Source organism: Cryobacterium sp. LW097 (genome assembly GCF_002205495.2).
Lineage (GTDB): Bacteria > Actinomycetota > Actinomycetes > Actinomycetales > Microbacteriaceae > Cryobacterium > Cryobacterium zongtaii.
Genome location: NZ_CP021992.1, coordinates 1,617,253 through 1,637,066 on the forward strand (window position 1 = coordinate 1,617,253; position 19,814 = coordinate 1,637,066).

The following is a 19,814-nucleotide window of genomic DNA, read 5'->3' on the forward strand; positions in this document are numbered from 1 at the left end:
CCGCCGCCGTGCGGGAGCGGCGCCGGCGGCTGGCCCGCGTCTTCGTCATGGTGGCGCTGGTGCTCGTCATCGTCGGTGCCCTGCAGCTCCTCGTCGCCTCGACCGGGCACGCGGCGCAGCTCACCGAGCCGATCGCGCCCACCGACCCGGCCACCCCCACACCGGCCGCCACCCCCGGCGCCGGCCTGACCGTGGAGATCAACGGTCCGAACGGGGCGCCGTCCTCGGCCATCGTGACCCTGATCGGCATCACGCTGCTGTCGGTGGCGCCGGCGCTGCTGCTGATGATGACGTCGTTCACCAAGATCTTCGTGGTGCTCGCCATGACCCGCAACGCCCTCGCGCTGCCGTCGATCCCGCCGAACCAGGTGCTCGCGGGGCTGGCCCTGTTCCTGTCGCTGTTCATCATGTCGCCCATCCTCACCGACATCAACACCGACGCTCTGCAGCCCTACCTGAACGGGTCCATGACCTTCGACGACGCCGTCACGACGGGGTCGGAGCCGCTGCGCACCTTCATGCTCGCGCACACCAGGCAGGAAGACCTCGCACTGATGGTGCGCGCGTCCGACCAGCCCAACCCGGCCAACCCCGCCGCGGTGTCGCTTCTCACCCTGATCCCCGCGTTCATGATCTCCGAGCTCCGCGCGGCATTCATCATCGGCTTCGTGATCTTCATCCCGTTCCTGGTCATCGACCTGGTGGTGTCGGCCGCGCTGATGTCGATGGGCATGATGATGCTGCCTCCGGTGATGATCTCGCTGCCGTTCAAGATCCTGCTCTTCATCCTCGTCGACGGCTGGGGCCTGGTCATCACCACCCTGGTCAACAGTTACCGGGGTGGCTGATGGACTCCAACGCCGTCCTGGACATCGGCCTGCAGGCCATCGTCGTGTCCGCCAAGCTCTCCGCGCCCATCCTGATCACCGCTCTGGTTGTCGGCTTCGCCATCTCCCTCGTGCAGTCGATCACCCAGATCCAGGAGGTGACGCTCTCATTCGTGCCCAAGGCCATCGCGGTCTGCTTCGCCATGCTCATCTGCGGGCACTGGATGATCTCCGAGATCGTCTCGTTCACCACCAACCTGTTCGACAAGATCCCAGGCCTGATCGGCGGAGGCTAGGTGAACATCACCCTGGACTTCGCCTGGCTGGAGGCGGTGATGCTGGCCGGGGTGCGCATGGTCGTGTTCCTCGTCATCGCGCCGCCGTTCTCGTTCAACGCGTTCCCGCTGCGCATCAAGGGCATGCTCTCGATCGGCCTGGCCCTGGCCGTGGCCCCCAGGGTGGTGCCCGGCTACGTCTCGCCGGACACCGGAGGGTTCATTCTCGCGTTGCTGCTGGAGATCGTCGTCGGCGGGGTGCTCGGCTTCCTGGTGCTCGTGGTGTTCTCCGCGATCCAGTCGGCCGGTAACCTCATCGACCAGTTCGGCGGCTTCCAGCTGGCGCAGGGCTTCGACCCGCAGTCGATGGTCAACGGCGCCCAATTCACCAGGCTCTACCAGATGACCGCGCTGGCGCTCCTGTTCGCTTCCGGCGGCTATCAGCTGATCTTGGGCGGCCTGGCCCGCTCGTTCGCCGCGCTGCCCGTCGGCGGCGGCATCGACCTCGCCGTGCCGATGCAGGCGATCACCGCCGCCGTCGGCCAGATGCTGCTCGCTTCGGTGCAGATCGCCGGCCCGCTCATCGTGGTGCTGTTCCTCGCCGACGCGGGCCTCGGCCTCCTCACCCGGGTGGCCCCGGCGCTCAACGCCTTCGCGCTCGGCTTCCCGCTCAAGATTCTGATCACCCTCACCCTCGGCGCCGCCGGGTTCATGGCCCTGCCCGGCATCGTCGCCTCCCTCACCGACGACGCCGTCGCCGGCATGTGGGGGGTGGGCTAGATGAGCGACTCCGGCGAACGCACCGAACAGGCCACCGAGAAGCGGATGCGGGAGGTGCGCTCCAAGGGCCAGCTGGCCCGCTCGCAGGACCTCACCGCCTGGGTCGGCATCGGCGCGGCCGCGGTGATGATGCCGATGACCATCGAGGCCGGCGCAGCGGCCGGTCGGGCGCAGCTGTTCGACATCCGCGCCGTGGCCGAGAACCCCGACCCCGAGCGGGCCCTGCAGCTGCTCTGCGAGGGGCTGGGCGCAATGGGCGGCATCCTCACGCCCATGCTCGCCGTGGTCTGCGTGGCGGTGCTGGCGGGATCTGTCGCGCAGGGCGGCATCCACGTGAAGAAGATCGCCGGAAAGTACGATCAGTTCAACCCGGTCACCGGGCTCGCCCGCACCTTCGGCACCCAGGCGCTCTGGCAGGGCGTGAAGGCCCTGCTCAAGACCATCGTCGTCGGCGTGGTGCTCCTGTCGGTGATCCAGGGCCTGACCCCTGTAATGATGACCGCGGGGGGCCTGCCGGTGAACGTGCTGATCGGCGCGGCTGGGGACGGCACCGCCGCGCTGGTGCAGTCGGCGGTGATCGCCGGGCTCGTGCTGGCCGCCGCCGACGTGTTGGTCGTGATGCGGCGGAACCGCAAGCGCACCCGGATGACCAAGAAGGAGGTCACCGACGAGCACAAGAGCTCAGAGGGTGACCCGATGATCCGCTCGCAGCGTCGTGCCCGCCAGCTGGCGATGAGCCGCAACCGCATGATCGCCGCCGTAGCCACCGCCGACGTCGTGCTGATCAACCCCACCCACTTCGCCGTCGCGCTCCGGTACGAGCCCGGCAAGTCCGCACCCCGGGTCGTCGCCAAGGGCGCCGGGGTGATCGCCGCCCGCATCCGCGAGCAGGCCGAGACCGACACGGTGCCCATCGTCAGGGACATCCCGCTCACCCGGGCGCTGCACGGTGCCTGCGAACTCGGCCAGGAGATCCCGGTCGAGCTGTACAACGCCGTGGCCCGGGTGCTCGCATTCGTCCTGGCCCTCAAGACCCGCGGCTCCCGGGCCGGCGTGCACACCATGACCCAACCCTTTCGTTCCTCGGAGGCCACCTAAGTGAACAGCACGCTCGCAAAACTCGCCGTTCCCATCGGGGTGGTCGGCATCATCCTGCTGCTGGTGGTGCCCATCCCCGCCGGGCTGCTCGACGTTCTCATCATCGTGAACATCCTGCTCGCCCTGGTGACGCTGCTCACCACCATGTTCGTCAAGAAGCCGTTGGACTTCTCGGTGTTCCCGTCGCTGCTGCTCGTGGCGACCCTGTTCAGGCTCGGCCTCAACGTCGCCTCCACCCGGCTGGTGCTGGGGGAGGGCTATGCCGGCCAGGTGATTGCCTCGTTCGGCCACGTCGCCGTCGGCGGGTCGATCATCATCGGCGCGGTGATCTTCCTGATCCTGGTGGTCATCCAGTTCGTCGTGGTCACCAAGGGCGCCGAACGTGTCGCGGAGGTGGGCGCCAGGTTCACCCTCGACGCCATGCCCGGCAAGCAGATGGCCATCGACGCCGACCTCAACGCCGGCCTGATCACCGATGTGCAGGCCAAGGACCGGCGCGCCGAGGTCTCCGCCGAGGCCGACTTCTACGGCGCCATGGACGGCGCCTCCAAGTTCGTCAAGGGTGACGCCATCGCCGGCCTCATCATCATCATCATCAACCTGATCGGCGGAATCGCGATCGGCATGCTGCAGCGCGGCATGGAGGTCGGCGACGCTCTGAACACCTACGCCCTGCTCACCATCGGCGACGGCCTGGTCACCCAGATCCCCGCCCTGCTGATGGCCGTGTCCACCGGCATGATCGTCACCAGGTCCAACGCCGAGTCCGACATCGGTGCCACGGCGTCGGCCCAGCTCACCCAGTCGCGCACCGCGTTGATGATCGCCGGCGCCGCCGCGATCCTGATGGCGCTCATCCCCGGCATGCCGATCATCCCGTTCATCATCGTCGGCGCCGGCCTGATCATCATCTCCCAGCGGATCAAGGGCAACGAGGCCAAGGCCAAGGCCGGCGCCGCGTCGGCGGCGGCCATGGAGAGCCTCGCGCCCCGGTCGGACACCGCCGAAGACCTCATCGAGCAGATGCGCGTGCACGCGCTGGAGATCCAGCTCGCCCCCGACCTCGTCGACCTGGTCTCCGGGGCCTCCGACGACCTGCTCGCCCGGGTGCGGGCGCTTCGCCGCAAGGTCGCGATCGACCTCGGCATGGTGGTGCCGCCGGTGCGCACGAGGGACAACATCGACCTGCCGCCGTCCACCTACGCCATCCGCATCGCCGGGGTCGAGGCCGGCCGCGGCGTCGCCCCGGCCGGCAAGGTGCTCGCTCTCGGCGACAACCTCGAGTCCCTGCCGGGCACCGCGACCGTCGAGCCGGTGTTCGGCCTGGTCGGCAAGTGGGTGCCGGGCGAGATGCGGCCCCGCGCCGAAATGGCCGGCGCCACCGTCATCGACAGGGTCTCGGTGCTCGTGACCCACCTGTCCTCGATCATCACCGGCAACGCCGCCCGGCTGCTCACCCGCGAAGACGTGCGGGTGCTCACGGATGGCGTCCGCCAGGTCAGCCCGTCGGCCGTGGACGACCTCATTCCCGGCCTGCTGTCGCTGGCCGAGGTACAGCGCGTGCTGCAGGGGCTGCTCGCCGAGCAGATCCCGATCAACGACCTGCCCCGCATCTACGAGGCCCTGTCGGTACGGGCCAAGGTCTCCGCCGATCCTGAGGGACTCGTCGAGGCGGCCCGGCAGGCGCTCGGCCCCGCGCTCACGGCCCTGTACCTGGACGGCGCGGTGCTCCGGGTGATCATGATCGAACCCGGGCTGGAACAGTCCATGCTCGAGGGCATGCGCCCCAGCGACCAGGGCAGCCAGATTCTGCTCGACCCGGTGCGGATCGACGCGATCCTCGGCTCGCTCCGCACGGCCATGGCCACCGTCGAGGCGAGTGGCCTCACGGCAGTGCTGGTCTGCGCGCCGGCACTGCGACCGGCCATTCGCCGCCTGGTGTCCGCCCAGGCCGGCGGCCTGCCGGTGTTGTCCTACGAGGAGGTCACCTCCGCGCGGGTCGCCATCGAGACCGTGGGGGTGGTCCGTGGAACCGAGACGATTGCGGCTTGAGGGCGCCACCCTGCCCGAGCTGCAGGCCCGGGTGGTCGCCGAGCATGGCGACGGTGCCCGCATCATCGCGGCCGAGCAGGTCACCGTGGGCGGCATCCGCGGCTTCTTCGCCAAACGCCACATCGAGGTGACCGTTGAGGTGCCCGCAGACGACCCCGCAGACATCCTCGCGGCGGTCCCCTCGGGGCGCCGGCGCGCAGCACACAACCGCGACGAGCTCAGCACCCGCCTCGGCATCGCGGCACTGCTCGACGATGCGGATGATGCCGAGTCGTTGTTGCACGGCGACCGGGCACCCGGGCCGACCATCGGTGGCACCGGCAGTGGTGCCGCTTCGAACAGCCCCGCTTCGACCGGCGCCGCTTCGACCGGCGCCGGCCCGGCCCGGCGCCGCGCCCGCCAAGCCGCAGCGTCACCGGATGTCGTGTCGACGGATACGCCGGACTTCGCCCGGCTGATGGACGAGTTGACCTTCGCGACGTCCCCCGCCCGGGCCGCCCAGCCTGTGGCTGTGCCGACGCCGGTGCCCTGGGCTGCCGTGGCGCCGACCGACGCCGCGGCGGCCGCCGCACCCCAGGATTCGGTGAAACTCACCCCGGGGGCGCCGCGGATCCTGGCCGGCCCCGGCGACCTGGTACTGCTCATCGGGCTGCACGACGATGTCCTCGAGGCCGCCCGGCTGATCTCCAACGGACCCACGGCACCGATCTTCGACGGCACCGACCACGCCGTGACCGACCGGCGGTCGGCCCTCGCCGCGCGGGCCAGGGGAGTGGAACGAGGCCGCGGCATCCTCGTGGTCCAGGGCCTGCCCGCCGGTCCCGTGGCCGCGCTGGGGGCCGACCAGGTCTGGGCCGTGGTGCACGCCGGCCGCAAGCCCTCGGACACCGCCCGTTGGGTGCGGGATGCCGGAGCCGACGTCAGCATCGACGGCATCGCGGTGCTCGGCATCGAGACCACCGCCACCCCGGGAACCGTGCGGGAACTGGGCCTGCCGATCGGCTGGCTCGCCCCTGCGCCCGCGGCGTCCGCCGGGCCGTCTGACCCGTTCGCGATAGGCTGAGAGGATGCTGGTTCTCACGCGCAAACAGGGGGAAAAGATCCTCATCGGTGACGACATCGTCATCACCGTGCTCGACGTCCGCGGCGACAGCATCCGCCTGGGCGTAGACGCCCCGCGGGGCATCTCGATCCAGCGCGCCGAGATTCTCAAGGCCGTCACCGAGGCCAACCTCGAGGCCAACCTCGCCGCGGACCGGGACGACCAGGTCGCGGCCGACCAGCTCAAGTCGAGCCTGGGCCTGCTCCCCGCCGCCCCGCCGCCGCCAGCCCAGCCCTAGCCCTAGCCCGAGCACTCCGGCCCGAGCCGAACCGCCGCCAACTGTTGCTCAAACGGACAATTGCGCCCGGCGTACCGGGCGCAATTGTCCGAACGGGCAACAGTTGTTGCTCGCGGGGCCTACTCGGCGTCGCGGCGGTCGAGCCTGGCCACGCCGATTTTCGAATCGGCCATGCCGTAGAACACGAATAGCTGCCCGTCGATCTCCTCGATCGCGGTGGGGAACACCACGTTCGGCACGATGCCGCTCGTCTCGTCGGCGGTCTCGGCCTTCAGCAACGGTTCGCTCGTGCGGCTGAGCACCGTCGTCGGGTCATCGGCGTCCAGGATCATGCCCCCGGCGGCGTAGTTCACCTTCTGCTGCTGGTCGAACGCCTTCGCGAGGATGCCCGTGACGCCGTGGTGCAGCAGCAGCCAGCCCTCCGGCACCCGCAGTGGCGCGGGGCCGCCGCCGATCTTAAGCTCCTCGAAGGCGAACTCGGGTCCGGCCAGAAACCGGTGCCCGCGCCAGAAGGTCAGAGCCGAGACATCCGTCACCGCGTCGGCGACGGGCACGTAGCTGATCCAGATGCTCTGCCGCTGGTCGGTGACGCCGACCGGCACCCGGATGCCCTCACCGGGCTTGGTCTCGTCCAGGTCCCACATCGGCCGGTGCAGCACCGCGAAGCTCTCCACGCCGTCCGGCGCGGTGACGGGCTCGGGGAAGAACACGGTGTCCTTGTTGTGGAACAGGTTCAGGTCCATGTCCAGGGCCTCGTCGTAGGCGAACAGGGCCGGGCCGAGCCTCCGCCAGTCGCGCAGGTCCTCCGACACGGCCACCGCGGTGCGCGGGCCCAGTGGGCCGTAGGCGACGTAGGTCATCACGTGCAGGCCAAGCCGTGGCACGAAGGTGACCCTGGGGTCCTCGACGCCGGCGGTGTTCGCCCCGCGCTCCCAGCCCCGGTCGGGGGCGAGGACCACGCCCTCCCGTTCGACGCCGGTGGGCACGCCGTTCTCGATGATGACCCGGGCCAGGCCCACCCTGGAGACGTTGCCGGCGGCCACGAGCCGGGGGAGCAGGTACAGGGTGCCGTCCGGAGTGTGCCCGCTGCCGGGGTTGAGAACACCTTCGGCCTCGAGTTCGTTGCCGTCCTCCGGCGTCATGATGACGCCCATCCGGGTAAGGGTGTACGGGAAGGGTGCTGGTGTGCTCATGACTAACCTTTCACGCCCGAGCCGATGTCGCTCGAGACGAAGTGCTCTTGGAAGATGATGAAGAGGAGGACCATGGGGGCCGCCAGCACGCAGGCGCCGGCGAGGACGGCGCCGATCGGGTTCGCCGCGGTGCCCGCGATGTTGGTGAGGTAGTTTGCCAGCGAGACCGCGAGTGGTTGCAGCGAGGCTTCCTTGGTGATCAGGAACGGCCAGAGGAATTCGTTCCACGGGCCGATGAAGGTCAGCAGCACCACGGTCAGCAGCGCCGGCCGCACGAGCGGGAGCGCGATACTCCACAGGATCTTCAGCTCGCCGGCGCCGTCGATCCGGGCGGCGTCGAAGAGGGCCTTCGGCACCTGCAAGAAATACTGCCGGAACACGAGTACCGCCGTCGAGTTGATCGCGAACGGAAGGATCATGCCCGCGTAGGTGTCGGCCAGGCCGTAGTCCCTGGCGATCATCACGTAGAGCGGGATCATCAGCAGCTGGAAGGGAATCACCTGCACGAGCAGCATCAGCCCGAAGGTGACGCCGCGTCCGCGCCACTCCAGCTGCGCCAGGGCGTAGCCGACCAGCACACCGAACACGACGGTGCACAGGATGACGCCCCCGGCGAAGATCCCGGAGTTGACCAGTCCCTGGAACAGATTGATGCGGCTGTTGATGTCGACGTAGTTCTGGCCGGTGATGTTCGCCGGGTTGGGGAATGCCCCGGCGATGGTCGGGTCGGGTGCTGTCTGCAGGGAGCCGATCACCATGTAATAGAACGGGAACAGGAACAGCAGGGCACCGATGGACAGGACCACGTACCGCAGGATGTTCTGCCCCCGGCTCATGCCGTCGACCTTGCGGACGCGGGGGCGTCCGGTTCCTGCACGCACGTTTTTCGCCTTAGCGTGGTCTGCTTTGGCGAGGTCCGCTGCGACCGCCGGATTCTGTGCGTTGCTCATGAGTCGTCCCCTCCGGCCAGCTTGCGTTGGGCGAATGCCAGGATGAGCACGCCGATCACGAGGATGACCCCGATTGCGGCGGCAATTCCCGGCTCGCCCTGTTCGATTCCACGCTGGTACATGATCAGTACGGGCGACGACGAGGCCCCGTTCGGGCCACCGCCGCCGGTGAGCAGGTACGGCTCCGTGAAGAGGTTCGCGCCGGTGACCGTGGCCAGGAGCAGGACCAGCACGGTCGCAGGCCGCACGCCCGGCACGGTGATCGAGAAGAACATGCGGATCTTGCCCGCACCGTCCGTGGCCGCTGCCTCGTAGAGCTCGTCGGAGACGTTCTGCAGGGCGGCCAGGTAGAGCAGGATGAAGAAACCCATCTGCTTCCAGGTGACGAAGATGGCGATCGTTGGCATCGCCAGGAGCGGGTTGATCAGCCAGGTCGGTTCAGGCGCCAGCGGACCGAGGATCTGGTTGACGAGGCCATTGCTGTTGAACAGGAACAGCCAGACGACGACGACGGCGACGCTGGCCGTCACGTACGGCACGTAGAAGGACACCCGCAAGAACGTACGGGCATGCACGACCTTGTTCAGCGCCGTGGCGAGCACCAGTGACAGCACCACGGTGAGGGGCACGTTGATCAGCAGGAATATGGCGACGTTGCCGAACGAGCGGATGATGGCCGGGTCGGTCAACACCTCCTGGAAATTCGCCAGCCCGACGAACGGTCGGTCCACTACGGCGCCGGGAGCGGCGAAGAAATAGTCGTGGAACGACATGTAGAAGGCGAAGACCAGCGGGTAGGCGAAGACCAGGAGCACGAAGAGCAGGTAGGGGGCGCTGAGCAGGAGCCCGAGGGGATTCCTTCCCAGCGGCTGGCGCCGACGGCCCCGGCGGGGGCCCCCGCCGCCAGGCCGTGCGGGCCTGGCGGCGGGGTTCGGGGTGACGCTCCCGGAGGAGACGGTCGAGGACATCAGACTTACGGCTCCGCGATCAGTTCATTGACCTTGTCTGCCGCAGCGTCGAACGCCTCGGTGACGTCGCCCTCACCGCTGATGACCGTCTTCGTCCAGGCATCCCGGAAGGCCTGCCAGGCGGCGACGGAGTTCGGCACCTGCGGCACCTCGACCGTGCGTGACGCCTGGTCACCGAACTGCTCGTAGGCCGGGTTCGCCGCGAAGTAGTCCGGGTAGACCTCGGGGAGGTCCTGGCGCAACGGCATCTGGCCGGTCAGCTCGAGCAGCTGGCCGTCCTGCTCCTCGCTGGTGGCGAATTTCAGCACATCCCAGGCCGTGGCCTGGTTCTCGCAGGCCGTGAACATGCCGACGTTCTTCGCGTCACTGAAGGTGTAGGCGTCCTCAGGGGCGACGCCGGAGCTGGTGGGGAAGGGAACGGCGCCCCAGTTCACGACATCCTTGTAGACGGACACCGCCCACGGTCCCGCGCTGGCCATGGCGGCCACGCCGTCCGCGAACGAGTCACCTGTGTACTTTTCCTTGCCGGCGAGGTTCTCGGCGTATACGGTCTTCCAGAATTCGCCGACCGCGACACCCTCGTCCGAGTTGAAGGTGGCTTCGCCGTCTTCGACGAACAAGGTACCACCGGTCTCGTTCCCGTAGGCCGGGTAGAAGTCGAACCAGCTCTGGAAGAACTCGCTCGTTGCCGACGGGTTGATGGCGTACTGCGACACGCCGGCGGAGACCAGGGTGCGCGCGGTGGCCAGGAACTCGTCGTAGGTGGCCAGCTCGGGGTTCTCCGGGTCCAGCCCGGCCGCGGAGAAGAGGTCCTTGTTGTAGAACAACATCACCGGGTTGGATTTCCACGGCATCTGGTAGAACTTGCCGTCCTCGCTCGCGTACTGCTCGGCCAGGTCGCCGGTGCGTTCCTCGATGTAGGAGTCGCCGTCCTCGAAGCTGCTGAGGTCGACCAGACCGCCCTGCTTGACGAACTGCGGCACCGCGACCGGGGCGGTGTTGAAGATCAGGCAGGGGGCATTGCCGGCGGTGATGGCGGCGCCGATGACCTCCTCGCTGCTCTTGCCGGCCGGGATCTCCTGGGCCTTGACCTGCTCGTCGGGATTGTCGGCGTTCCAGGCGTCGACCATCGCCTTGCCCCATTTGACTTCGTTCTCGTTGTTCGAATACCAGATGGTGATGTCGCCGCGTTCCGTGGCCGAACCGGAGTCGCCGCCGCTGGAACAGGCGCCCAGGGTGACGATCATGGCCGCTGAGGTGGCGGCGGCGGCCAAGAGTCGCCGGGTTGCTCGCGCACTACGGTGCGGTCTTGTGGTGCTGCTGTGCATTTCCTTCTCCATTCATGAATCCGCAGCGGCTCTGCTGCGGCATGGTGTGTAGTTGACAAGGCTCTGTGCAGGTGGGACGACTAGCGGGGTGCAGGGACGGACGCCGAGTTTCGGATGATCAGCCGGGCGGCGGGGAGGTCGACGTCGTCGGCGCTTCCGGTGCGGATGAGCCCGAGGAGCGTGGCGGCGGCCGCGCGGCCCCAGACCAGGGGAGTGGCGCCGACGGTGGTGAGTGCCGGGTACACGTACCGTGCGAATTCGATGTCGTCGAACCCGGTGATCGACACATCCTCCGGCACCCTGATGCCGAGTTCCTGGGCCACCCCGATGCCGGCGATGGCCATCGGGTCGTTGGCGAAGACGATGGCGGTGGGCGGTTCGGACTGACTGAGCAGCCGCCGTGCGGCGTCGGCGCCGGCGGCGATCGAGAAGTCGGTCTCCATGATCTGGCCGTCCCCGAGACCGGCCGCGCGCATGGCGCTGGTGAAGGCCTCCTGCCGCCGGCTGCCGTGCAGCATGGCGGGGCTGCCGGCGACATGGGCGATGCGCCGGTGGCCGAGACCGGCCAGGTGGCGCACCGATTCCGCGATGCCGTGGGTGTCGTCGATCGACACGGCGGGGAACGGGCTGGGCTGGTCGGGCCGGCCGAGGGTGACCGTGGGCAGCCCGAGGTCGGCCAGGCACTGGATGCGCGCATCGTCGATGCGCAGGTCGCTGAGGAACACCCCGTCGACACGGCCGTCCGAGACCAGGGTGCGGTAGGTCTGCAGCTCGGTCTCCTCGTCGGGCACGACGCTGAGCACCAGCGCGAGTCCCTCCGGGGCGAGAACCGTTTCGACACCGGCGATGAAGGAGGTGAAGAACGGGTCAGACCCGAGCACCTCCGGGTCACGGGCGATAACCAGGCCGAGCGCGAAAGACCGCTTCGACGAGAGCGACCTGGCGCGCAGCGACGGTGTCCAGCCGAGGGCTTCGGCCACCTGGAGGATCCTGGCCCGCGTGTCGGCCGCGACGCCGGGCCGGTCGTTGAGCGCGAACGAGACGAGGCCCTTGCTGACCCCGGCCTCCCTGGCCACATCGGCAATGGTCACCTTTGCGGAGCTCTTGACCGAATCCTGGGTGGACTGCACGGGGCCTCCTCGTTGATGGCGACCGGGCGGCATCCTCGGATGCCTGAACCGGTTTAGGGAAAACCTATACCGGTTTAGTCGGCGAAGTCAAGCACTTCTCACATTGAGGCGGCGGCCGCCCGAGCCTAGGGTGAACTGCACCATGGACTGGTTCGGAACCGGGGACTACGACATCGCACGTGAGGTGTTGCAACGGGGGATCGCCGCCATCTTCCTGGTCGCGTTCGCCTCGGCCTCAGCCCAGTTCCCGGCCCTCCTGGGTGACAACGGGCTGCTGCCGGTGCGCGATTTTGTCGCGCGGGTGCCGTTCGGCCGTAGCCCGAGCCTGTTCCACTGGCGCTACTCCGACCGGCTCTGTCGCCTGGTCGCCTGGTCGGGGATCGTCCTGGCCGCTGCCGTTGTGCTGGGTCTGCCGCAGCTCGGCCCGGCCTGGCTGGTGATGATCGTGTTCCTGCTGCTTTTCGCCGGCTACCTGTCGATCGTGAACGTGGGGCAGACCTTCTACGGGTTCGGCTGGGAGAGTCTCCTGGTCGAGGCCGGTTTCGTCGTGGCGTTCCTGGGCTCTGCCGACGTCGCCACGCCGCTGCCCGTCCTGTACTTCCTGCGCTGGCTGGTGTTCAGGCTGGAGTTCGGTGCCGGCATGATCAAACTGCGTGGCGGGCGGGACTGGCGTGACCTCACGGCGCTGTTCTATCACCACGAGACTCAGCCGATGCCCAACCCGGTGAGCTGGTTCGTGCACCACCTGCCCCGGTGGTTCCATCGCGGCGAGGTGCTCGCCAACCACACCGTGCAGCTCATCGCACCGTTCCTGCTGTTCGCTCCGCAGCCTGTGGCCTCGGTTGCGGCGGGCGTCATCGTGCTCAGCCAGCTGTGGTTGGTGCTCACCGGCAATTTCGCCTGGCTGAACTGGATCACCATCGTGCTGGCCGCCGCGGCGGTCGATGACGCTGCCTTCCGGTGGGTCGGCGGGCTGTTCGTTCCGGCCCTGCACGCGCCGGAGTCGGCGGCCGCGGCGGGGGAGCAGCCGGCTTGGTTCGTGGTCGTGGTGCTCGCCGTGACTCTCGGCCTGCTGGTGCTCAGCTACTGGCCGGCCCGCAACCTGCTGCGCCGCCGGCAGCTCATGAACGCGAGCTTCAACCCGTTCCACCTGGTGAACGCCTACGGTGCGTTCGGCACCGTCACGAAGGAGCGGTTCGAGGTGGTCGTCGAGGGCAGCGACTCCGCCGACCCGCGGGACCCCACGGCCTGGCGGGCCTATGAGTTCCGCGGCAAGCCCGGTGACGTGGCCCGGGTGCCAGGGCAGTTCGCGCCGTACCACCTGCGGCTGGACTGGCTGATGTGGTTCCTGGCCCTCGGGTCACGCGAGTCCCGGTGGTTCGAGGTATTCCTGGCCCGGCTGTTGCAGGGCGACCGCGCCACCCTGCGGATGCTCGCGCACAATCCGTTCGCCGCGGCGCCGCCGCGCTACGTGCGTGCCCGGGTGTTCCTGTACAGGTTCAGCACGCCGGCCGAACGCCGGGCCGAGCACGTCTGGTGGGTGCGTAGTGAGGTGGGCACCCTGGTGCCGCCCGTGCGGCTGCCGGCCGACACCGAGGACGGCAGCGCGTCGTGACACGGCCTGGCTGGGCGGCCCGGCCGCTCAGTGCCCGCGCAGCTCCTCGATCTCGCGGCGCTCACGCTTAGTGGGCCGGCCGGCGCCGCGGTCGCGCATCGGCACCAGGGCCAGCTCCTCGCGTGGTGGCGGTGGCGGTGTGTTGTCCACGAAGCACTCGGCGGCCACGCTCGGACCCACCCGCTTGACGATGATCCGCGACACCACGAGAACCCTGTCGAAGCCGTTGGCCCGGATCCGCACCTCGTCGCCGGGCTTGATGGATTGGGCTGACTTGGCCCGTTCCCCGTTCACCCGAACGTGCCCGGCCCGGCAGGCTGCAGTGGCCTGCGAGCGGGTCTTGTACATCCGCACCGCCCAGGCCCAGCTGTCCACCCGTGCACTGCTCAACTCCATGCCTAGACTCTACGCGGGCCAGGGCTCAGGGTCAGCGCAGCACGACCCAGAGGATGAGCAGCATGGTCACCAGGAACCCCGTGAAGAAATTCAGCCGCAGGAACCGTTTCCAGCCGTTGTTGGCCCGTTCGGACTCGGCGTCGCTGATCGACCGGTACGGCCAGGCGGCGAGAACGTAGGGGATCACCAGCAGTGCGGCGAGCGGCCCCGGCCAGTCGGTGACCAGCATCAGCACCCCGGCCAGCAGCCAGAAACCGATGGCCAGGCGCACGGTCTGCGCGGCACCGAACGCCGTCGCGATCGAGCTGATACCGCCCTGCCGGTCGGGTTCGACATCCTGCACGGCACCGAAGGCGTGGCTGGCGATGCCCCAGAAGAAGAACGCCGCCAGCACCGCGACGAGGTCTGGCGTGACCAGGGCGCCCGCCACGGCGAGCCCGTACACTGCCGGGCTCACGAAGTGGATGCTCGAGGTGACCGAGTCCAGCACCGGCCGCTCCTTGAAGCGCAGCCGGGGTGCCGAGTACGCGACCACTGCGAAGAGGCTGATCATCAGCACCAGCCAGGACCCGGGGTTCGCGCCGGCGAGCACGAGCATCAGCAGGAGTACCGGCACCGCCGTCGCGACGCCCGAGATCAGCACCGTGCGGTGCAGGCTCTGTTCGAGCATGGCGCCCTCGACGCCGCCCTTCCGGGGGTTGCGCAGGTCGGATTCGTAGTCGAAGACGTCGTTGATGCCATACATGAGCAGGTTGTAGGGAATCAGGAAAAACAGGGTCCCCACCACCAGCAGCGCGTCGATGCGGCCCGTCGTGACGACGTAGGCGGCGGCGAACGGGAAGGCCGTGTTGATCCAGCTCAGCGGGCGGGACGACAGCAGCACCTGCCGAAAGGTGTGGCCGAGTCCGGCCGCCGCGGCGCCGGTGGGGGGAATCGACTCGGTCATTCGTCCTGCTCCGATCGTGGGGTGGTCCGGCGGCGTATGGGCGGCCGGGTGTCGCCGCCGAGCAGCGACCAGACGGCCGGAAGCAGCAGGGCCGCTGCCACCGGATACGCAAAGTCTTCCACTGGCGCGATTCCCACGAACACTCCGGAGATCAGGGCCGGGTCGTACGCGACGAGCCCCACCCCGATCATGATGTTATCGAAGACCGCGGTGAGCACGAGCACAGCGACCAGGGCGAGCCCGGATGCGGCGTAGAGCCGTCTGGAGGCCGGCCGCCGCCACAGGGCCGCGGCAGCCGCCAGCACCGCGAGGCCGAGGAAGATCGTGTTCAGCGTCAGGTAGTTCACGCGGGGTGCCGCCGCTCCAGCAGCATCCGAGCGCCCTGCAGGGCATTCATGAACAGGTAGCAGAGGAAGGTCAGGAAGAAGACCTCTTCGATCGGCAGCTCGGGGGCCACCTGCAGACCGGTCATGAAGACGGTCTCGCCGCGGTAGAAGATGCCGGTACCGATACCGACCAGGTCCCAGGCCAGGAAGAACACCACCCCCGCCGCGAGCACGACGGCCGCGGCGCGGGGCGCCCGCCAGAAGAACAGGCCGAACCGGCGGTCGAGCACGACCATCCCGGTCAACGACACCAGCAGCGCAAGCAGATACGCGAAACCCAGCATCAGTGCAGAACGGCGGCCAGGGGCTCGGGCAACGGCCCGGTGCTCACGTCCCCACGAATCCGCTTGAGCAGAATCTCGGCGCTGATCAGGCACATCGGCAGGCCGATGCCGGGGATGGTGGTGCCACCGGCGTAGTACAGGCCGTCGATGTGCTTGGACACATTGGTGCCGCGGAAGAACGCGCTCTGCTTGAGGGTGTGCGCCGGTCCCAGCGCCCCGCCCTTCCACGAGTTGAGGTCGTCGGCGAAGTCGGCCGGCCCGATGGTGCGCCGCACCAGGATGCGCTCGGCGAGGTCGGGGATGCCGGCCCACTCGGCCAGCTGGCCGATCGCGGCATCCGCGATGCCCTCGACACCGGCCGAACCGGCGCCGTCGATGCCACCGTGGCCGATGCCGGTGTCGGCGGGCACCGGGATGAGTAGGAACATGTTGCTGGCACCGTCGGGCGCCACCCCGGGGTCGGTAGCGCTCGGCAGGCAGGCGTAGAACGACGCCGGGTTGGGCACCGAGGTCTCCTTGCCGAAGATGCGGTCGAAATTGTCGGCCCAGTCCTCGGTGAAGAACAGGGTGTGATGAGCGAGCTTGGGCAGCTCGCCGCTCACGCCGAGCAGCACCAGCACGGCGCCGGGGCCCGAGGTGCGCTTCTGCCACCAGCGCTCCGGGTAGGTCTGCTTGGCCGGTTCGACCAGCTCGGTTTCGGTGTGGTGCAGGTCGGCGGCCGAGACGACCAGATCGGCATCCAGTCGCACCGTCGCACCGGCCGAGTTGGTGTATGTGACACCCTCGACGGCGGCCTTGGCGCGCCGGCCGGCAGGGGTGGGCCCGCTGCGGATGGCCTGCACGGTGGCACCGGTTTCGATGGTGACGCCCTCCGCTCGGGCCAGATCCACGATGCTCTGGATGAGCCGGCTGAAGCCGCCCTGCGGGTAGAGCACACCGTCGGCCAGGTCGAGGTGGCTCATCAGGTGGTACATCGACGGGGTCCGGTCGGGCGAGGAGCCGAGGAACACAGCCGGGTAGCCGAGGATCTGGCGGATGCGCGGGTCGCGGAAGTAGCCGGCAACGAATTTGTCCAGCGGCTGCAGCAGGAGGCGGCCGAGCCGGCCCATCCTGGAGAGCACGTCTTGCACCAGCAGGGGCTTGAACGAGGCGAAGCTCGTGTACAGGAACCTGTCCACGGCCATGTCGTAGGTTTCCTTGGCGCTGGCCAGGTACTTCTCCAGGCGGGCGCCGGCACCGGGTTCGAGGCTCTCGAACAGACGGATGTTGTCGGCCCGCTCCGCGCGCACATCCACGGGCTCGGTGTCCGATTCGAAGAACACCCGATAGCCGGGGTCGAGGCGGGTCAGCTGCAACTGCTCGGCCGCGCTCGTGCCCATCAGCCGGTAGAAGTGCTCGAACACCTCCGGCATGAGGTACCAGGACGGACCGGTCTCGAAGCGGAAACCTTCGGCCTCCCAGAAGCCGGCCCGGCCGCCGAGCGTGTCGTGGGCCTCCAGCAGGGTGACCTGGTGGCCCTCCCTGGCCAGGAGTGCCGCGCTGGCCAGGCCCGCGATGCCGCCCCCGATCACCACAGTCCTGGTCGGCGCGTGTGTGGCCGGCGCTGTTCTGGTCGGGGCGGGGCGGGGCTGGCCGGTCTGGCCGCTCACCGTCGCCACGCCTGCGGGCCGAGCGAGGACGAGAGGGCGATCATCAGTTTCTCCGGATCCGGCACCCGAACGCGGGTGCTCATCAAACTCTGGGCGGGGGTCTCCCGCAGTTTCGCAGACAACCGGGCGAATAGCCGGTGGGCGGCGGTGACGGCGCGGCGGCTGCCAGGAGGCAGGAGCGGCAGCACCCGCGCGGCGGCGTCGAGGTCGGCATCCATGTCGTCCAGCAGCAGGTTCTTCTGCGATTCGGTGAGCCGGGTGAGGTCGATACCCGGGAAGTAGTTGCGCCCCAGCGCATCCCGGTCGGCGGCCAGATCGCGCAGAAAATTCACCTTCTGGAACGCGGCGCCGAGGCTGCGGGCACCGTGTTCGAGGACGGCCCGCTCCTGCGGTGTCCGGGGGGACTCGCGCAGAAAGCTGCGCAGGCACATCAGCCCGACGACCTCCGCGGACCCGTAGATGTACTCGGCGACACCCGCCTCGGTGAACGGGGCCGGGTCGAGGTCTCGACGCATCGAGGAGAAGAACGGGCGGGTCAGGGCCGGGTCGATGCCGACCCGGCGGGCGGTGACGGCGAACGCGTGCACCACCAGGTTGGTGCTGAAGCCGCGCGCCATCGCGCGCTCGGTTTCGTGCTCGAGATCGTCGAGCAGCTCGCGCTGTCCGGCCAGGTCGATGCCTGCCCCGCTGGCGGCGCCGTCGACAATCTCGTCGGCGATGCGCACGAGCGCGTAGATGCTGCGCACCTCGTCGCGCCGTGCCGGGGCGAGCAGTCGGGCGGCCAGGCCGAACGAGGTGGAGTACTGGGCGATCACCGTATTCGCGCTGGCCAGCGCGGCGGCGTTGTAGCTGTCCAGGCCCGTAGTCTCCGCGCCGACCAGGGAACCGGCCGTGTCGCGGCTCATTTCTGCCGCGTCACGGCGCTGAGGGCGAGCTGGGTGAGGGTGGCGCGCAGCTCGTCGGGCATGAGCGGGCCCTGCAGAGCCTCAACCGCACGGCTGGCGTACTCCCGGGCGAGAGCATCCGCGGTGTCAGGGGCTCCGCAGTCGCGGAGGTGCCCGCGCACCAGTTCGGCCTCGGCCTCGGTGAGGTCGTCCTTGCCCAGGAACGGCGCGATCAGGGGCCACCGGTCGGTGGCGCCGGCGTGCGCGATCAGGGCGGTCTGCTTGCCCTCGCGGAGGTCCGCGAGAACGCTCTTGCCGGTCCTGGCGGGGTCGCCGAACACGCCCAGCAGGTCGTCGGTGAGCTGGAAGGCGACACCGATCAGGCGGCCGAACCGGCCGAGGGCGTCGATGGCCTCCTCCGGCGCGCCGGCCAGGACCGCGCCGGCCTGCAGGGGAGCCTCGAAGGAGTAGATCGCCGTTTTGTGTTCGAGCGTGGTGACGACCTGGTCGATCGTGAGGGGGTCCCGGCTGACGGTGTTGGTCACATCCGCGAGTTCGCCGGCTGCGGAGACGAACACGGCCCGGTCGAGCAGATCGAGCAGCCGGCCGCGCAGTTCGGCGGGAACCGGCAGCAGGGCCAGAGCGCGATGCGCCTCGCTCAGGGCCAGGTCGCCGGCGAGGATGGCCGCTGTGGCGGCCCAGGCCTCGGCCTGCCCGGTTGCCGCACCGTGCGCGATGGCACGTTCGGTGAACCGGCCGGCGATGTTGGCCATCCCGCGGCGGGACAGGTCGCGGTCGATCACGTCGTCGTGGATAAGGAACGCCGTGTGCAGGAGCTCGAAGCTCACCGCGACGGGTGTGGACAGGGTGCGGTCGGTGCCGCCGAAGCCGTCGTAGGCGGCCAGCACCAGGGCGGGCCGGACCCGTTTGCCGCCGCGGCTGGCCTGGTCCAGGGAATCCCAGAGCGCGACGTAGTGGTCGCCGTAGTCGCTGGCGCGCAACCGGGCCGCGGCGAAAAACCTGTGCAGTTCGGTTTCGACGCCCAGCGTCGCGATCTCATGCACGGAAGGTCTCCAGTTCGCGCATCTGCAACACCATCCAGGGACTGAAAGCGAACGGACTGGCCAGCACCGAGCGCCGCAGGGTCTCGGGCTGGGTCCAGGTGAATTCCATGACCTCGTCGGGGTTGGGCACCGGATCCGCGGATGCCCGCGCCAGGTAGACCGGGCACACCTCGTTCTCGACGATGCCGCTGCTGTCGGTCGCGCGGTAGCGGAACAGGGGCAGGGCCAGGTCGATGCGGTCGATGTCGAGGCCGAGTTCGAAGTCGGCGCGCCGGTGCACGGCGTCGGTGAGAGTCTCGGCCGGGGCCGGGTGGCCGCAGAAGGAGTTGGTCCAGACGCCGGGCCAGGTCTTCTTGGCCAGTGCCCGCCGGGTCACCAGGACCTCACCGCGAGCGTTGAACACGTAGCAGGAGAACGCCAGGTGCAGGGAGGTGTCGGCGCCGTGCACGCTGCTCTTGGCGGCGGTGCCGATCTCGCGACCCTCCTCGTTCAGCAGAACAACCAGATCGTCGGCAGGGGCGGCGTGCCGAGATTCGATGGTGTCGAATTCGATCGTGTGTTCTGCTGTGTGCATCACGGGACTTCCTCTCGTGCAGCCAAGATACCCGAAAAAGTACCTAACCGAGTTAGCGATATTCGAGGCTAGCAT

Annotated in this window: 21 protein-coding genes; 8 read left to right on the top strand and 13 right to left on the bottom strand. The window is 68.9% G+C overall.

The features are described from left to right. Window positions 1-47: 47 nt before the first annotated feature. The 7 genes from fliP to csrA are packed head-to-tail and all read left to right on the top strand — an operon-like array spanning window position 48 to window position 6,372. Window positions 48-848 carry a flagellar type III secretion system pore protein FliP gene (gene fliP, locus B7495_RS07440; RefSeq protein WP_088457969.1) on the top strand — a complete coding sequence of 267 codons (801 nt, stop codon included), beginning with the start codon at window positions 48-50 and terminating at the stop codon, window positions 846-848. Next, window positions 848-1,123, top strand: coding sequence for a flagellar biosynthesis protein FliQ (gene fliQ / locus B7495_RS07445; RefSeq protein ID WP_088456015.1), 276 nt, complete (start codon window positions 848-850; stop codon window positions 1,121-1,123). Before fliP ends, fliQ begins: the two co-directional genes overlap by 1 nt. Then, complete coding sequence (locus B7495_RS07450; protein ID WP_088456016.1) at window positions 1,124-1,882, top strand: flagellar biosynthetic protein FliR; 759 nt, start codon at window positions 1,124-1,126, stop codon at window positions 1,880-1,882. It abuts the gene before it with no gap. After that, on the top strand, window positions 1,883-2,980 hold the full coding sequence (locus tag B7495_RS07455; RefSeq protein ID WP_088456017.1) for a flagellar biosynthesis protein FlhB: 1,098 nt from the start codon (window positions 1,883-1,885) through the stop codon (window positions 2,978-2,980). Beyond that, complete coding sequence (locus B7495_RS07460; protein ID WP_088456018.1) at window positions 2,981-5,032, top strand: flagellar biosynthesis protein FlhA; 2,052 nt, start codon at window positions 2,981-2,983, stop codon at window positions 5,030-5,032. Next, a complete protein-coding gene (locus B7495_RS07465; protein ID WP_134480819.1) occupies window positions 5,007-6,095 on the top strand; it encodes a hypothetical protein in 1,089 nt (362 codons plus the stop codon). Before B7495_RS07460 ends, B7495_RS07465 begins: the two co-directional genes overlap by 26 nt. Before the next feature lie 4 nt (window positions 6,096-6,099). Next, window positions 6,100-6,372: a carbon storage regulator CsrA gene (gene csrA, locus B7495_RS07470; protein WP_088456020.1), complete on the top strand. Its 273-nt coding sequence runs from the start codon at window positions 6,100-6,102 to the stop codon at window positions 6,370-6,372. Between the two features lie 119 nt (window positions 6,373-6,491). On the opposite strand, the gene B7495_RS07475 is transcribed toward csrA, so the two are convergent. The 5 genes from B7495_RS07475 to B7495_RS07495 form a co-directional block, all read right to left on the bottom strand. Further along, window positions 6,492-7,565 (bottom strand): glycosidase, encoded by a 1,074-nt coding sequence (locus B7495_RS07475; protein WP_088456021.1) that lies wholly within the window; start codon window positions 7,563-7,565, stop codon window positions 6,492-6,494. 2 nt (window positions 7,566-7,567) lie between these two features. Next, window positions 7,568-8,401, bottom strand: a complete 834-nt coding sequence (locus B7495_RS07480) for a carbohydrate ABC transporter permease (RefSeq protein ID WP_205748735.1) — start codon at window positions 8,399-8,401, stop codon at window positions 7,568-7,570. Window positions 8,402-8,511: 110 nt separating this feature from the next. Beyond that, a complete protein-coding gene (locus tag B7495_RS07485) occupies window positions 8,512-9,483 on the bottom strand; it encodes a carbohydrate ABC transporter permease (protein WP_088456022.1) in 972 nt (323 codons plus the stop codon). A gap of 5 nt (window positions 9,484-9,488) precedes the next feature. Next, the gene (locus tag B7495_RS07490; protein ID WP_088457971.1) at window positions 9,489-10,811 is read right to left on the bottom strand and encodes an extracellular solute-binding protein; all 1,323 of its coding nucleotides are present in this window, start codon (window positions 10,809-10,811) and stop codon (window positions 9,489-9,491) included. 80 nt (window positions 10,812-10,891) lie between these two features. After that, on the bottom strand, window positions 10,892-11,941 hold the full coding sequence (locus B7495_RS07495; protein ID WP_240632442.1) for a LacI family DNA-binding transcriptional regulator: 1,050 nt from the start codon (window positions 11,939-11,941) through the stop codon (window positions 10,892-10,894). A 142-nt stretch (window positions 11,942-12,083) separates the two neighbouring features. Between B7495_RS07495 and B7495_RS07500 the strand changes: the two genes are divergently transcribed. Continuing rightward, on the top strand, window positions 12,084-13,556 hold the full coding sequence (locus tag B7495_RS07500) for a lipase maturation factor family protein (RefSeq protein ID WP_088456024.1): 1,473 nt from the start codon (window positions 12,084-12,086) through the stop codon (window positions 13,554-13,556). A 27-nt stretch (window positions 13,557-13,583) separates the two neighbouring features. On the opposite strand, the gene B7495_RS07505 is transcribed toward B7495_RS07500, so the two are convergent. Genes B7495_RS07505 through idi form a run of 8 tightly spaced genes read right to left on the bottom strand, consistent with a single transcriptional unit; the run spans window position 13,584 to window position 19,739 of the window. Further along, a complete protein-coding gene (locus B7495_RS07505) occupies window positions 13,584-13,952 on the bottom strand; it encodes an RNA-binding S4 domain-containing protein (protein ID WP_088456025.1) in 369 nt (122 codons plus the stop codon). Window positions 13,953-13,983: 31 nt separating this feature from the next. Continuing rightward, window positions 13,984-14,898: a prenyltransferase gene (locus tag B7495_RS07510; protein WP_088456026.1), complete on the bottom strand. Its 915-nt coding sequence runs from the start codon at window positions 14,896-14,898 to the stop codon at window positions 13,984-13,986. Next, the gene (locus B7495_RS07515; protein ID WP_088456027.1) at window positions 14,895-15,245 is read right to left on the bottom strand and encodes a lycopene cyclase domain-containing protein; all 351 of its coding nucleotides are present in this window, start codon (window positions 15,243-15,245) and stop codon (window positions 14,895-14,897) included. The genes B7495_RS07510 and B7495_RS07515 overlap by 4 nt, the downstream gene beginning before the upstream one ends. Beyond that, window positions 15,242-15,568 (bottom strand): lycopene cyclase domain-containing protein, encoded by a 327-nt coding sequence (locus B7495_RS07520; protein WP_370028239.1) that lies wholly within the window; start codon window positions 15,566-15,568, stop codon window positions 15,242-15,244. The genes B7495_RS07515 and B7495_RS07520 overlap by 4 nt, the downstream gene beginning before the upstream one ends. Further along, window positions 15,568-17,217, bottom strand: coding sequence for a phytoene desaturase family protein (crtI, locus tag B7495_RS07525; RefSeq protein WP_370028242.1), 1,650 nt, complete (start codon window positions 17,215-17,217; stop codon window positions 15,568-15,570). Before crtI ends, B7495_RS07520 begins: the two co-directional genes overlap by 1 nt. Further along, a complete protein-coding gene (locus B7495_RS07530) occupies window positions 17,214-18,122 on the bottom strand; it encodes a squalene/phytoene synthase family protein (RefSeq protein ID WP_088456029.1) in 909 nt (302 codons plus the stop codon). Before B7495_RS07530 ends, crtI begins: the two co-directional genes overlap by 4 nt. Then, complete coding sequence (locus B7495_RS07535; protein WP_088456030.1) at window positions 18,119-19,165, bottom strand: polyprenyl synthetase family protein; 1,047 nt, start codon at window positions 19,163-19,165, stop codon at window positions 18,119-18,121. The genes B7495_RS07530 and B7495_RS07535 overlap by 4 nt, the downstream gene beginning before the upstream one ends. Then, window positions 19,158-19,739, bottom strand: a complete 582-nt coding sequence (gene idi / locus B7495_RS07540) for an isopentenyl-diphosphate Delta-isomerase (protein ID WP_088456031.1) — start codon at window positions 19,737-19,739, stop codon at window positions 19,158-19,160. Before idi ends, B7495_RS07535 begins: the two co-directional genes overlap by 8 nt. Window positions 19,740-19,814: the final 75 nt, after the last annotated feature.

Excerpts from the sequence above, each read along its gene's own strand:
- fliP (WP_088457969.1), top strand. The coding sequence starts at position 48 with ATGGTGGCGCTGGTGCTCGTCATCGTCGGTGCCCTGCAGCTCCTCGTC.
- fliQ (WP_088456015.1), top strand. The coding sequence starts at position 848 with ATGGACTCCAACGCCGTCCTGGACATCGGCCTGCAGGCCATCGTCGTG.
- B7495_RS07455 (WP_088456017.1), top strand. The coding sequence starts at position 1,883 with ATGAGCGACTCCGGCGAACGCACCGAACAGGCCACCGAGAAGCGGATG.
- csrA (WP_088456020.1), top strand. The coding sequence starts at position 6,100 with ATGCTGGTTCTCACGCGCAAACAGGGGGAAAAGATCCTCATCGGTGAC.
- B7495_RS07475 (WP_088456021.1), bottom strand. The coding sequence starts at position 7,565 with ATGAGCACACCAGCACCCTTCCCGTACACCCTTACCCGGATGGGCGTC.
- B7495_RS07480 (WP_205748735.1), bottom strand. The coding sequence starts at position 8,401 with ATGAGCCGGGGGCAGAACATCCTGCGGTACGTGGTCCTGTCCATCGGT.
- B7495_RS07485 (WP_088456022.1), bottom strand. The coding sequence starts at position 9,483 with ATGTCCTCGACCGTCTCCTCCGGGAGCGTCACCCCGAACCCCGCCGCC.
- B7495_RS07490 (WP_088457971.1), bottom strand. The coding sequence starts at position 10,811 with ATGCACAGCAGCACCACAAGACCGCACCGTAGTGCGCGAGCAACCCGG.
- B7495_RS07500 (WP_088456024.1), top strand. The coding sequence starts at position 12,084 with ATGGACTGGTTCGGAACCGGGGACTACGACATCGCACGTGAGGTGTTG.
- B7495_RS07505 (WP_088456025.1), bottom strand. The coding sequence starts at position 13,952 with ATGGAGTTGAGCAGTGCACGGGTGGACAGCTGGGCCTGGGCGGTGCGG.
- B7495_RS07510 (WP_088456026.1), bottom strand. The coding sequence starts at position 14,898 with ATGACCGAGTCGATTCCCCCCACCGGCGCCGCGGCGGCCGGACTCGGC.
- B7495_RS07520 (WP_370028239.1), bottom strand. The coding sequence starts at position 15,568 with ATGCTGGGTTTCGCGTATCTGCTTGCGCTGCTGGTGTCGTTGACCGGG.
- B7495_RS07530 (WP_088456029.1), bottom strand. The coding sequence starts at position 18,122 with ATGAGCCGCGACACGGCCGGTTCCCTGGTCGGCGCGGAGACTACGGGC.
- idi (WP_088456031.1), bottom strand. The coding sequence starts at position 19,739 with ATGCACACAGCAGAACACACGATCGAATTCGACACCATCGAATCTCGG.